Origin of the sequence: Paenibacillus sp. FSL H8-0104 (genome assembly GCF_038050215.1) — a bacterium.
Lineage (GTDB): Bacteria > Bacillota > Bacilli > Paenibacillales > Paenibacillaceae > Paenibacillus > Paenibacillus amylolyticus.
This window is the reverse complement of record NZ_JBBOTC010000001.1, coordinates 2,154,016-2,167,306: the sequence shown is the minus strand read 5'-3', so window position 1 is coordinate 2,167,306 and position 13,291 is coordinate 2,154,016. Positions and strand designations below refer to the sequence as shown.

General features: G+C 48.5%; 12 protein-coding genes. 1 reads left to right on the top strand and 11 read right to left on the bottom strand.

Annotated features, from left to right (window positions below):
• Positions 1-23: 23 nt before the first annotated feature.
• Positions 24-1,142: a sporulation integral membrane protein YtvI gene (gene ytvI, locus NST38_RS09870; RefSeq protein WP_036609832.1), complete on the top strand. Its 1,119-nt coding sequence runs from the start codon at positions 24-26 to the stop codon at positions 1,140-1,142.
• A 101-nt stretch (positions 1,143-1,243) separates the two neighbouring features.
• Here the strand turns inward: ytvI and NST38_RS09865 are convergent, their stop codons facing one another.
• From NST38_RS09865 to NST38_RS09815, 11 genes are all read right to left on the bottom strand, one after another.
• Positions 1,244-1,642 (bottom strand): FxsA family protein, encoded by a 399-nt coding sequence (locus NST38_RS09865; RefSeq protein ID WP_036609835.1) that lies wholly within the window; start codon positions 1,640-1,642, stop codon positions 1,244-1,246.
• Between the two features lie 7 nt (positions 1,643-1,649).
• A complete protein-coding gene (locus NST38_RS09860; RefSeq protein WP_047842320.1) occupies positions 1,650-2,186 on the bottom strand; it encodes an acyl-CoA thioesterase in 537 nt (178 codons plus the stop codon).
• Positions 2,187-2,287: 101 nt separating this feature from the next.
• Positions 2,288-3,715, bottom strand: a complete 1,428-nt coding sequence (gene pyk / locus NST38_RS09855; RefSeq protein ID WP_017689492.1) for a pyruvate kinase — start codon at positions 3,713-3,715, stop codon at positions 2,288-2,290.
• A gap of 105 nt (positions 3,716-3,820) precedes the next feature.
• Positions 3,821-4,852 carry an acetyl-CoA carboxylase carboxyltransferase subunit alpha gene (locus NST38_RS09850; RefSeq protein WP_036669951.1) on the bottom strand — a complete coding sequence of 344 codons (1,032 nt, stop codon included), beginning with the start codon at positions 4,850-4,852 and terminating at the stop codon, positions 3,821-3,823.
• Entirely contained in the window at positions 4,853-5,746 is an 894-nt protein-coding gene (gene accD / locus NST38_RS09845) for an acetyl-CoA carboxylase, carboxyltransferase subunit beta (RefSeq protein ID WP_036609844.1), read from the bottom strand.
• A gap of 63 nt (positions 5,747-5,809) precedes the next feature.
• Positions 5,810-5,944 (bottom strand): hypothetical protein, encoded by a 135-nt coding sequence (locus NST38_RS09840; RefSeq protein WP_255319678.1) that lies wholly within the window; start codon positions 5,942-5,944, stop codon positions 5,810-5,812.
• Between the two features lie 207 nt (positions 5,945-6,151).
• Positions 6,152-6,340, bottom strand: a complete 189-nt coding sequence (locus tag NST38_RS09835; protein WP_017689496.1) for a hypothetical protein — start codon at positions 6,338-6,340, stop codon at positions 6,152-6,154.
• A 284-nt stretch (positions 6,341-6,624) separates the two neighbouring features.
• Positions 6,625-7,116 carry a phosphatidylglycerophosphatase A family protein gene (locus NST38_RS09830; protein ID WP_036609851.1) on the bottom strand — a complete coding sequence of 164 codons (492 nt, stop codon included), beginning with the start codon at positions 7,114-7,116 and terminating at the stop codon, positions 6,625-6,627.
• Positions 7,117-7,425: 309 nt separating this feature from the next.
• Entirely contained in the window at positions 7,426-11,535 is a 4,110-nt protein-coding gene (locus NST38_RS09825; protein WP_341343927.1) for a DNA polymerase III subunit alpha, read from the bottom strand.
• Between the two features lie 163 nt (positions 11,536-11,698).
• A complete protein-coding gene (locus NST38_RS09820) occupies positions 11,699-12,283 on the bottom strand; it encodes a nitroreductase family protein (RefSeq protein ID WP_076252315.1) in 585 nt (194 codons plus the stop codon).
• 1 nt (position 12,284) lies between these two features.
• Complete coding sequence (locus tag NST38_RS09815; protein ID WP_076252317.1) at positions 12,285-13,202, bottom strand: iron-siderophore ABC transporter substrate-binding protein; 918 nt, start codon at positions 13,200-13,202, stop codon at positions 12,285-12,287.
• Between the last annotated feature and the right edge of the window lie 89 nt (positions 13,203-13,291).

Below are 13,291 nucleotides of genomic sequence, written 5' to 3'. Positions count from 1 at the left end.
ATTGAAATAAGGAGAGTTGATGCTTGGATAGAATAATAATGAAACGCCTGCTCCGTGGCTTATGGGTTATCATTGCGGCCGTTCTGATCGCCGTTGCCATATACTTGCTGTTCCCGCTCTTGTACCCTTTTGCGATTGCCTGGATTATCGCCTATGCCATGAATCCATTAGTGAAACTGCTTCAGCATCGAGCACGATTCCCGCGCTGGCTGGCTGTGACTCTTTCATTGATCCTTTATTTTGGAGCCATTGCGGTGGTGCTGTCTGCGGCGATTACCCGTATGGTAAAAGAAGTCATTTCACTTACGACAAGCTTTGATCTACATGTTGATGAGATCAAGGACACGTTTGTGCGCTGGACCCAGAATGACACCATTCAGAGTTTGACTGCGCAGATCAATGAATTTTACAAGGAAAATCCCAACTACCAGGAAACCATCAACAGCAATATTAGTAAAACAACTGAAACGGTGGGTACAGCCGTGACAGATCTGGTCACCGGATTTTTCAACATGATTCTGAGTCTGCTGACTTCCCTGCCGAACATGGGTGCGGTATTAATCGTTGTTCTGTTGTCTACATTCTTCATTAGCAAAAGCTGGACCAGGCACAACATCACCGTATCGGGATGGGTACCCTCTTCCATTCGCAAGCCGATATCCGACATATGGACCGACCTTAAGAAGGCACTGTTCGGATACGCAAGAGCACAATTGATCATGATCTCGATTACAGCACTATTCGTCATGATTGGACTGCTTATATTGCAAGTCAATTCAGCCTTCACCATCGCTCTGATGATTGGTTTGGTCGATCTGCTTCCTTATCTGGGTGTTGGCCTTATCATGGTGCCTTGGGCAGCGTACCTCTTTATGAATGGGGATCTGTATCTGGGTATTGGGATTAGTATTATCTATCTGATCTTATTGATCGCCCGTCAGATTATTGAACCGAAGGTACTTGCAAGCAGTGTAGGGCTCGACCCACTCGCCACGCTGGTTGGCATGTTTGTGGGTTTGAAGTTGTTTGGTGTTCTGGGCTTGATTATTGGCCCTGTCAGTCTCGTGATTCTCGATGCGTTCAATCGGGCTAACGTATTACGCGACCTCAGAACGTATATCATCAACGGACGTGTCCGATGAGGCATGACCTTATGAGCACGCAGGAAAAATAGAAAAAGGCTTCGTTCAACAGAAATCATCTGTTGAGCGGAGCCTTTTCATTATGCAAAACAACTGGTGTTTCATTTCGGACGACGATAAAACGTAATTTTGCCACTTTTCATTTTTTTCTCCAGCCACCCCAGGAAGAACAGACGGTACACCGGACGTGTTAAAGGAAATACCAGTGTAAAGCCGATCAGATCCGTTACAAAGCCTGGAATCAAAAGCAAGAAACCACCGACAAAAATAAAAAGACCATCGACCATTTTTCTTCCAGGTACCTTGCCACGCTCCATCTCGGATTTGGCGTCCACAAGTACTTTTCGCCCTTCAAACTGCAACATTGCTATACCAATCAAGGACGTGAGAATCATGAGAAGCAATGTCTTTCCGGCTCCGATCCAGTCACTCATCAGAATAAAACCAAATAATTCAATCACCGGAATGATTAAGAGTAAAGCCCACATCCATTTTCGCATTGACGTATTACCCCTTTCCCGAAAGCCACACCTTTTCAAGCGCGCTGTATAACTCAGAGGCTGCCTTATCCAGCCGAACTGGCTTCCAGTCCCCATTCACCCATACATGCTGGGTAGAACCTGTAACTAGCCGTTCACCGGGGAGTGATTCATCAGTTGACCATACCCGTTCTCCAATCGCCATATGCTCATCAGGTTCTTCAGACATGCGTCTTACGTCATACTCATAATTCAGTCGCAGACCACTAAATGCAGCAATACGGGTGAATATGATAATCTCATCATCATATCGGGCAGGCTTGTGATACTTCACATCCAGTCCGGTTACGGGAAGCAGTAACCCCTGTTCCTCCATTTTACGATATGTATACCCCATTTGGCGAATCATCTCAGTTCGACCGATTTCAAACCAATTCAAATAGTTCGCGTGGTAGACCACGCCCATCTGGTCACTTTCTTGATAGCGTACACGAAGACGTGCCGCATACCAGTTACCATTGCTCTGTTCTCGCACGTTATCGGCCTCCTTCGTTCTATCATTCATACGTGTTACCTCGTTGTAAAGTGTCAATAAGATGGAAAAAAAGCAACGGGACAATAAAGCCCCATTGCTTCTCTCCTGTTGCTTCTCCATCCAAGACGCTATTAAGCGTTGTTTGGAATTTGGCTTACTTTAATCAGGTTGGTAGAACCGGAACGACCCAAAGGTACACCTGCTGTGATCACAACCAGGTCTCCTTCTTTAACAAGTCCGGATTTTACGCCGCCTTCAATTGCATTTTCGAACAAAGCATCCGTGGAATCAACCAGTCTTCCTTTGACAGGAGTTACACCCCAAGCCAGAGCCAAACGACGGGAAGTTCTGTCTTCCGTTGTCACAGCGATGATTGGAGATTCTGGACGATACTTGGAAATCATGCGTGCAGTATGTCCTGATTCAGTCGAAGTAATGATCGCTTTTGCGTTCAAATCTTGAGCTTGGAGAGCAACCGATTGGCTGATTGCTTCCGTAACTGTTGTTTGTTGAGCAACACGTTGTTTCAGGTACAACTCTTGGTAAGGCAGAGCAGATTCTGCTTTTTCAGCAATACGGGACATGGTCAGAACAGATTCAACTGGGTATTTACCCGCAGCTGTCTCACCGGACAACATGATTGCGTCCGTACCGTCGAAGATCGCATTCGCCACGTCACTTGCTTCCGCACGTGTTGGACGCGGGTTACGCTGCATGGAATCCAGCATTTGTGTAGCTGTGATAACCGGTTTACCTGCAACGTTACATTTTTGGATCATGCGTTTTTGTACCAATGGTACTTCTTCCGCAGGAATCTCAACACCCAGGTCTCCACGAGCAACCATCAGGCCGTCAGACACTTCAAGGATTTCGTCGAGGTTATCGACACCTTGTTGGTTTTCGATTTTGGAGATGATTTGGATATGTCCAGCATTGTGTTTTTCAAGCAATTCACGAATCTCAAGTACATCACTTGCTTTACGTACAAAAGAAGCCGCGATGAAATCGACACCTTGTTCGATACCAAATACGATATCGTTAGCGTCTTTTTCGGTGATACCCGGTAGAGAAATGGCAACGCCCGGAACGTTAACACCTTTTTTGCTTTTGATCGATCCGCCGTTAACGATACGGCATTTGATCTCGGTGCCTTGCACTTCCACCACAGTCAGTCCGATCAGACCGTCGTCGATCAGAATTGTAGATCCCGGTTCAACATCATTCGGAAGATCTGTATACGTAATGGAAAGACGTTCTTTGGTGCCCAGAATTTCTTCTGTTGTCAAAGTGATGTACTCGTCTTGAACCAATTCGATCGGTTCAACTTCGAGTTTACCTGTCCGAATTTCCGGTCCTTTGGTGTCCAGCAGGATCGCTACTGTTTTGTTCAACTCTTCGCATGCTTGGCGAATCGCAATGATCCGTCCGCCGTGCTCATCGAAATCACCGTGGGAGAAGTTCAGACGGGCCACATTCATACCGGCCATAATCAATTTTTTGGTGTTCTCCAGAGATTCACTGGATGGACCAATGGTACATACAATTTTCGTTTTACGCATTTTGGGTTTCCTCCGATTTTAAAGGTATTACTCTTTATCTATTTTTCTTTTTCCAACTATTAAATTTACTATACTTTTGCTCATTTGTATAGGAAATTCGTCACATTATTCAGCATTTCCCGACAAATTACTCGCAACATCGACTTTTACAAGCTCTTGAGGGGCTTCATTGGATGCTTGAGGTTCAAACGTGACCGATCCAATTTTACGGAATTTCTCATAACGATCCTGTTTCAGCTGATCCCCGCTCCAACCCTTCATATCGTCGAGATGACGGACCAAAGCTTCACTGATGAAAGCAGCAGACGCTTCATAATCCCGATGAGCACCGCCGCGTGGCTCAGGGACAATCTCTTCAATGACTTCCATCTCTAACAGGTCTTTGGCTGTTATTTTCATTGCTTCAGCCGCCTGATCTGCCTTGGATGCATCCTTCCAGAGAATCGAAGCAGCGCCGTTCGGAGAGATTGCAGAATAGATCGCATGTTCCAGCATCAACACACGATTACCCACAGCCATAGCGAGGGCACCGCCGCTTCCACCTTCGCCGATGACCACAACAATAACAGGAACCGATAGCTTCGCCATTTCCATCAGGTTGCGAGCAATCGCTTCCGATTGACCTCTCTCTTCTGCAGTATTACCCGGATACGCCCCTTTAGTATCAATAAACGTAATAATAGGACGGCCAAATTTGTTCGCTTGTTTCATCAGACGAAGTCCTTTTCGGAAACCTTCTGGATGAGCGCTGCCGAAAAAGCGGGCGATATTATCCTTCGTGTCTTTCCCCCGCTGTTGTCCGATTACCGTTACTGTCTTTCCATTCAACTTGGCAAGTCCGCCAACAACCGCAAGATCGTCTCCGAACATGCGATCACCGTGCAGCTCAATGAAGTCCGTAAATATCAGCTGGATCAGGTCCAGCGCCGTTGGGCGCTGCTGATGACGGGCCAGATGCATCTTCTGAGCTGCTGTTATGCCAGTGTAGATCTCTTCTTCAAGTCTATGGTAACGTTCTTCCAGGCGGGCAATCTCGTCCGTGAAGTCGATCCCTTTTTCCTGTCCAAACTGTACGAGTTCATCAATCTTTTTGCGCATCTCAACCAGAGGCGCTTCATATGGCAACTCACCCGCCATTTAGACCCCTCCTTTTTCACTATGCATATCCAAAAGCTTGCCAAGAGTGGCCCGAAGCTCTTTCCGGTGCACAACCATGTCCAACTGACCATGTTGCATATTAAATTCAGCCGTTTGGAAATCATCAGGTAACTTCTGACGGATCGTCTGTTCGATAACGATTCTGCCGGCAAAACCAAATACAGCGCCAGGTTCGGCAATGTTAATATCGCCCAGGCTCGCAAAACTTGCCGAGACTCCACCTGTTGTTGGGTCCGTAATGACCGAAATGTACAACCCGCCCTGTTCATCCAAACGGGATAAAGCTGCACTTGTTTTGGCCATTTGCATGAGGCTGAGAATACTCTCTTGCATCCGAGCACCACCTGATGTTGAGAAAATAATCAATGGTAACCGTTTCTCTGTGGCATGCTCAATGGCACGGGTAATTTTCTCCCCTACAACAGAACCCATGCTGCCTGTGAAGAAATCAAAGCTCATGACAGCAACAACTACAGGAAGGCCATCAATGGTTCCTTCCCCTGTAATTACCGCTTCCTTCAGGCCCGATTTCAGACGCTGTTGTTCCAATTTGTTGCTATATCCAGGAAAGCCAAGTGGATCAACCGATATCATATCAGCATCAAACTCAACAAATCCTTGATCATCAAGTACCATAGCAATGCGCTCCATAGCGTTAAGACGCATATGGTAACCACAGGCAGGACATACTTTCAGATTTTTCTCCAATTCCTTGCTATATTGAATGGTGCCGCATTTGCTGCACTTGTTCATAAGCCCTTCAGGTATTTCACGTTTTGGGCGTTCTAGGACTTCCTGGCCTTCGCCGGGAAGTGCACGCTCGGAAGGTATGGTAGCGTACTTCCGTTTCTTCTGGAATATATCTTTGAACACAACTACACCTCTCCAGCCGTTGATTTGATGGCCGCAACCTGCAGAGCGCTGCTTGTGGCAGCTTCATCCGCGTGTTACGGTAAACCGCTTACGACCCACACGCTGCCATGGGCCTTGTCCAGCATTCACAACAAAAAAATCCGCCGGTACAGGGCAAGGATCACCGGCTTCTGTCAGCACGATTGATGTTACCTGCAAAAACCGAAAGATTGTTGCGCCGATGTTTGAATCTATCTTGGTAGGGTCTCCGGGAGCAACCAGGTCGGTCCTTGTCCTAACAAAAAAAGAAGGAAGGACAGCAGCATACAATACATGCAAGTCGATTCCTCTCTCCGCTTACGCGATTAGTCCCTTATGTACCGATGGTACTTCTTCATCTGCCAAGGCACGTTGATGTCGAACAAATCAGGAATGCAGAATGGAATTCAACACTTCCTGGACCTCTTCCAATTCCCCAGAAGGGACACGAATCTCAAATTGCTGCTTGGATAAACTGATGGGACGGGTCTGTACCAGAAAACCTTCTTCCGAAAGCTTGGTCTTGATCTTGTCCGCAACCTTTGCTGTCGGTGCAATGTAAATCACCGTCCACATGCCTTGTCCGCCCCCTAAGCTAATGTTCAGAGCCCGTATATTGGACTAATGATAACATACCTCACTTTTTTTCTGCAAGAAAGGGTTCGGGACCTTTGGGGAGAATTTGGGATCATGAGGGACATTAGTCCCCCACGAATAACTCATATGGTTGACGAAATCTTCTTGTTCATACCTCTTCCATAAGCAGCCGCAAGCTTATCAGGGCAGCGTCAGCCGCCCTTGAAGACCTTCATATGAGCCATTAGATTGACCATAACAGACAAGCATGGAAATACAGGGGGTTAAAGGTCTGAGGGGTATTTTTTGGCTTTAATATTTTTGTGTGCAATCCGGGCAGAAGCCGCAGCAGCCACCCCTGCGACCAGATCATCCAAAAAGACATGAATGGCTGTTGTGTGTTCGTTCAAATCATGAATTACACCTATTTTTTCTTTATCCAGGTAACCAAAGCTGGTTAAACCAATCATACCATACACATGAGTAATGCCGAGGGCCAGAGTCTCGTCCACTCCATACAGGGATTCATCCGCTTCCATAATAGCCTGTAACGGTTGGGGCAAGAGTTTTTTCTCCGCAAGTTCGTCGAGAGCAATACCCGTATAGAGCGTATATTGCACCTCTCGTTTCTGCAGAACGGATTTCACGCTGGTTACACAGTCGTCCAAGGTCAGTTCGGGGTGGTACCCTTTTTGCAGACGGTATACAATTGCTGCGATTGCATCAATCCGTACACCCCGCCGGGCCAGCATGGCTTCTACGATTTCATATGACATATCTCGACCTCCCGCATCAATCCCCCGAGGACCACGAGGTCCTTCGGTGTTCTCAAGTGTATGCAGCAACCTGTTAAAATGTTCATAAAATGTGCGGATGGTTAAGACCAGTCGCAGCCTAAACCTGTTTCAGGATTGTACATTCCGCTCTGGTCTGTAGCTGGCCTATAACAAGTCTGCAATTTGTTTGTTTAAACCCTGTCGTCAGGGAACCGAGCTCGCACTAAAATAATCAAAAAAAACCTGTTCAGCATTGAGCCAAACAGGTTTCATACTATGGATAAGTGCTATCACTTACGGGACAGCCTCTTATTTAATTTTGACCGTGCCTTCACCCAGCATTTTCTCCATCTCGGAGAACAAGGTTGGTGATGGCTTAATCCGGTAGGCATCACTCAGCGCAAGCAGCTTCTGCTGTTGCTCATAGAAGAGCACTGTCGCCACAGGTCCGGGATGCTCCTGAAGTAGCTGCTTCAGACGTGCCAGAAGCTCAGGCTTCTCCGCATGCGGGGCAATCTTCACGAACACCCGCTGCTCCACAGCCCGCGGTTCGCGGCTCTGCTCCGGGCTGCCTGCCGCCGCCGTGGCTGCGCCCGTACCTCCCGCATCGCTGCGCGTCGCTGCCGAGCCTTGGCTCCCGCTGCTACGCACAGCGGAAGCATCCCCGCCTGCGCTGCTGCGCTGCGCTTCGGCTCCTGCGCCCGCTGGTCGCCGCGGCGAAGCCGCCTGCGCCGCGCGCGAAGAGCTGCCGCTGCCGGGCTTGACGCGCCGGTCACGGCTGCGCAGCTGCTGCTCCAGTGCCGCCGGTGACAACGCCACCACTTCCTCAGCCAGCAGCTTAAACCCTTCGTCCTGCTGCTGCACTTTGGCACGCACGACGAGCAGTTCACCTTTCCCGACATGTTGCTGGCTACGCCGCCATACCTCGGGAAAGAGAACCACTTCACAGCGTTCAATCTGGTCTTCCAGCTCCATGAACGCCATAGCCTTGCCCTGTTTCGTCGTAATCGACTTCACAGACACAACCATACCCGCGGCGACGGTCATCGTGTCGTCTGCCGCCTCGGTCAGCTCCATGATCCGGTCAGCCCCACTCGATTCCAGCACATCTTCATAGTCATCCAGCGGATGCCCGGAGAGATACAAACCTAACAACTCACGCTCCAGCTCCAGTTGTTGCCCTGAGGAATAAGGAGGAATTTCCGGATATTCAATCTCCCAGTTTGGCGTCTCAACAAAGTCAAACAATTGAATCTGCAAATCCTCACGTTCCTTGCGCCATTTCAACGCTGCTTCAACAGTCTCATCCAGCATCGCCAGCAATTGGGCCCGGTGCCCAGGTAATGTGTCAAAAGCTCCGGCTTGGATCAGCGATTCAATCACACGTTTGTTGCATACACGCAAATCCACACGACGACAAAAATCGAGCAAACTGTCGAACGGTCTCTCCTGCCTTACGATCATAATGCTTTCCATTGCCTGGGTACCGACATTTTTCACAGCGGCCAGACCAAATCGTATTGCACCCGTTAATTTTTCCTCATCCGAATTATCATCAGACACTGCAACGTTCTTCTCCACAGAGGACAGCTCCTCTTGTTCCGCGCGCGAAGAAGACACCTCTTGTCCTTCGTCATTACCATTATCCATTGAAGAAACCGTCACCAATCCCGGTTCCTTCCGGTTGTCGGATGCCTCAGGCATGGTTGTCGCTGCCTGCCACTCATATCCACCACCGTCCTCTTCCGGTCCAGGACCGGGATCATCCGGCAGAGGTGCTTCACCATATTCGGCTTGTCCCGAATGCCCATCATGCTCATGAACGTGATCTTCCCTCAAGGAACTCCCGTTACTGTTCGTGGCATGTTCTTCGGCAGGGCTTCCGGCATCACTCTCTGCATCTGCTCCCGCAGTCTGCTGCGATACATTGCTCTGATCCCCAGTTCCTGCGTTGCCGGACGGCAGAAATACAGGTGTAAACAGAATACCGCTCTCATTCACATCCGGCGGAAGCACCTCCATGTCCATACGCCGACATTCCACCACGTACTCTGCCACTTTCCGATGACTGCCCATTACGGCTGTTAACATGGATGCCATAAAATGAACCGGATAATGCGCCTTCAGATAAGCCGTCTGGAACGCAAGCACACCATATGCCGCGGCATGAGCACGCGGGAAGCCATAGTTTGCAAACTTGACGATCATATCATAGACCAGTTCTGCCTCTTCTTCGCTATACCCTTGTTTCAGGCTGCCTTGTACAAAGTGTCCACGCTCCAGATCCAGCACTTCCCGTTTCTTCTTGGAGACCGCTCTGCGGAGCAAATCTGCCTCACCCAGCGAGAAACCCGCCATCCGGGAGGCTATCTGCATGATCTGTTCCTGATACACGATGATCCCGTACGTATCTTTCAGGATAGGCTCCAGATCCACATGGGGGTAATCCACTTCAATCTGTCCATGCTTGCCCTGAATGTATTTGGATATGAACTCCATCGGACCCGGACGGTACAAGGCAAGTACAGAGATTACATCTTCAAAACTACTTGGCTTCATCTCTTTCAGCACACGGCGTACCCCGGCAGATTCCAGTTGGAATATGCCCATCGTGTCCCCTCGCCCAAGCATCTCGTACGTTAACGGATCATCATCGGGGATAAGGCGGAAATCCGGAATTTCTCCATGTTCCCCAATCCAGCGTACACACCGCTCAATGATTGAGAGGGTACGCAAACCAAGAAAATCCATCTTAAGCAGCCCAATAGACTCCAGGTTTTCCATGGAATACTGGGTTAACGCTGTCCCTTCACTGCCCTCCTGAAGTGGCACCGCATCGGTCAGCGGGTCACGGGAGATAACCACTCCCGCAGCATGGGTCGAAGCATGACGTGGCATGCCCTCGACCTTCATCGCCATATCCAGCAGCTCACGTGTCTTAGGCTTGGTTTCATACAGCGCCTTCAGCTCAGGTGTAGCTTCCATGGCCCGCTCGATGTTAATACCAAGTTGCGCCGGAATCAGCTTTGCAGCCTTGTCCACTTCGCCATAAGGCACATTCAGGGCCCGCCCAACATCACGTACGGCTGCACGGGCAGCCATCGTTCCAAACGTAATAATCTGGGCGACATGGGCTTTGCCATATTTATGCGCGACATAATCAATGACCTCATCCCGCCGCTCATCGCTGAAGTCAATATCAATATCCGGCATGGAGATCCGCTCGGGATTCAGGAATCGTTCGAAGAGCAGGTTGTATTTCATCGGATCAACATCGGTAATATGCAAAGTGTACGCTACCAGACTACCTGCCGAGGAGCCCCGGCCCGGTCCAGTAACAATGCCTTGTTTATGCGCATAGGCGATAAAATCCCAAACAATCAAAAAATAATCCGAGAATCCCATGCTGTCGATTATACCCAGCTCATACGCCAATCGTTGTTCGAGTTCGGATCGAAGCTCTGCATCTGTCCAACGTGTGGACTGCGCATAACGCTCCTTCATTCCTTCTTCGCACAGCTGACGCAGATACACCGAAGGGCTGAGTCCATCAGGAAGCGGTCTGTATTCCGGCAAAATCGATTTGCCAAATTCCAGCTTCAACTCACAGGAATCCGCAATGCGGACGGTGTTTGCCAGAGCTTCCGGTACATGAGGAAACAAACGAGCCATCTCTTCTTCACTTTTCAGATAGAGCTGATTGGTTCCAATTCGGAGCCGATTCTCATCATCCACGGTCTTGCCTGTTCCGATACAGATCAGTACATCCTGAAGCTCCGCGTCCTCTTCGGACAGATAATGTGCATCATTGGTGGCTACAAGTGGAATCTCAAGCTCGGCAGCCAGTTTGATCAACTGTGGATTTACCCTTTTTTGCTCCGACAGCCCGTGATCCTGAAGTTCCAGATAGAAGTCGTCACCAAAAATATTTTTGTAGCGTAACGCCGCACGTCTCGCCTCTTCTTCTCGTCCATGCAGTAAATGTTGTGGTACTTCACCACCAAGACACGCACTTAGACAGATAATGCCCTCGTGATGGGCAGCCAGACTTTCCATATCTACACGGGGTTTGTAATGAAAACCTTCGAGATGTCCAATCGAGCACAATTTCATCAGATTTCGGTAACCCGTCATATTTTTGGCTAACAAAATCAAATGATGAATCGGTTGATCCTTGCGGCTTCCCCGCTCTTTGCGGGACCCTGCTGTCATGTATGCCTCGCACCCTATAATCGGCTTGATGCCTCGTTCAACGCAGGCTTTATAGAAAGGAATAGCACCATACATCACGCCATGGTCGGTCAGCGCCAGTGTTGTCATTCCGAGATCTGCGGCTTTGCCCACGAGATCCGGAATACGCGCAGCGCCGTCCAGCAAACTGTATTCGCTGTGAACGTGCAAATGCACAAAAGAACTCATGTTTTTTTCTTCCTTTCCCCACTAAAGACATTCCATTAAAAATCTATAAATAAAAGACGTATGCTAAACTTTGCAAAAACGTGTGACTGGGAACAAAAAAAAGAGAGGTAACAGATATATCATAATATCTGTACATCTCTTTTTACAAGTCTGTGTAACCTTCTTATCCCTCTTCATGACGAATCCAGGTAATGAGTTGCTCTGCCGGTTTTCTGCTTACAGGTCGTGAAACAGCATCTTCTCGAAGGTACCCAAGATGAAGTGTCCCCACCAACCGTTCGCCGGAATTCAGGCCTATTTTCGCGGCAAACGTATCCTCCCGGTTGTATTCGTTTGTTTTCCATACCAGTCCGATGCGTTCTTCCCAGGCGAGCAATTGCAAATTCTGAATCAGCCCAGCAGCTGCGAGCAAAGCCTCTTCATTTTTCCAACGATCCGTACCCTGTCGAACCACAACGCACACATGCACTGGCGTGTCTTCACAATAGTCCTTCGCTGCACTCTGCCCAAACTGTTCGAGTTCTTGTGGTGTATATGTCGATAGCACAGCATTGCTGAACATTTTGCGACCCTCGTTCATAAAAACGATAAAGCGCCATGGTTCTTGTTTGGAATGATACGGAGCCCACACCGCAGCCTCAAGCAATTCAAGCAGCTTATCCTCAGATACGGGTCTGTTGCTGAATGACCGTACTGTTCTTCGCTCACGAATAACGCGCTCCACCGAATTAGATTGTGTATTCTTCATCTTAGTGATTTCTCTCCCTAATTACAGAAACAATATCCTCGACTGCATTCAAAGTAGCGACGGATGAGTACCCAAAGTTCATCCACTCCTTGTCCCCAACCAGATATACCTGATCTTCCTTGACTGCCTTCATTCCTTTCCAGATGTTACTTTCTTTCATTTCATCGTATAATTTCTGGGCATCCGTGTTGTCATCGCCACCGTCAATTTGGAGAATGATGTGATCAGCCTGATATTCGGTAAGCAGTTCCAGCGAGACCGGCACACTCCCTTCATTTTTAGGATAGGCTGCTACCGTTTTCAATCCAAGCTCTTTATGAATCACCATACCTCTGTTGGACAGTTCACCCATAACATAGCTTTCTTTGGGCATGATTCTTAAGTAAATAAACGTCTCGTCTCCTACAAGAGCTTTTAGCTCATCGCGAGCAGTCGCAATTTTCTTATCATAATCCTGTATAGCCTGCTCCGCTTCCTTCTGCTTGCCCAGTGCCTCACCCATATCCTTCAATTCATCCCGCCAATTGTCCCTATCGGGAAGAAGAACTGTTTTGGCAATCTTGGCGTACTGGTCATATAATTTCTCATCCCGCCATTTCGGCGCGATAATGATATCCGGATCGGTTGCGAGAATGCCCTCCATGTTGGAACCATTACCTAACTTAGGCACGCTGTCGAATTTGCCTTCCAAATAATCCGGATAATCCGAATGATAGTTCTCTGCAGCCACAGGAGTCACACCAAGAACATACAAAAAATCAGGATATGTCACCGAAGTCGCAACCACGCGCTGTGCTTGTGTCTGAGGTTCGGTTCCCGCATTGGGTTCCGCCTTCTCTCCATTCGTCCCCGCGCAAGCTGTAGCCAGTAGCAAGGTAAGGATCATTCCTAATCCAAACCATTTGTTCGAATGTTTCATCTGTTTATCCCCTTCGGTGTTTAAATAATAACGATTCTCATTCTCATTATATACACACCCAGATATTAATGAATGGATATTTGGGCGTC

Bases quoted from the DNA above. Each gene is read 5' to 3' on its own strand.
- NST38_RS09835 (WP_017689496.1), bottom strand. From the start codon at position 6,340: ATGTGGACGGTGATTTACATTGCACCGACAGCAAAGGTTGCGGACAAG.
- NST38_RS09820 (WP_076252315.1), bottom strand. From the start codon at position 12,283: ATGAAGAATACACAATCTAATTCGGTGGAGCGCGTTATTCGTGAGCGA.
- NST38_RS09865 (WP_036609835.1), bottom strand. From the start codon at position 1,642: ATGCGAAAATGGATGTGGGCTTTACTCTTAATCATTCCGGTGATTGAA.
- NST38_RS09825 (WP_341343927.1), bottom strand. From the start codon at position 11,535: ATGAGTTCTTTTGTGCATTTGCACGTTCACAGCGAATACAGTTTGCTG.
- NST38_RS09815 (WP_076252317.1), bottom strand. From the start codon at position 13,202: ATGAAACATTCGAACAAATGGTTTGGATTAGGAATGATCCTTACCTTG.
- NST38_RS09860 (WP_047842320.1), bottom strand. From the start codon at position 2,186: ATGAATGATAGAACGAAGGAGGCCGATAACGTGCGAGAACAGAGCAAT.
- pyk (WP_017689492.1), bottom strand. From the start codon at position 3,715: ATGCGTAAAACGAAAATTGTATGTACCATTGGTCCATCCAGTGAATCT.
- NST38_RS09830 (WP_036609851.1), bottom strand. From the start codon at position 7,116: ATGTCATATGAAATCGTAGAAGCCATGCTGGCCCGGCGGGGTGTACGG.
- NST38_RS09850 (WP_036669951.1), bottom strand. From the start codon at position 4,852: ATGGCGGGTGAGTTGCCATATGAAGCGCCTCTGGTTGAGATGCGCAAA.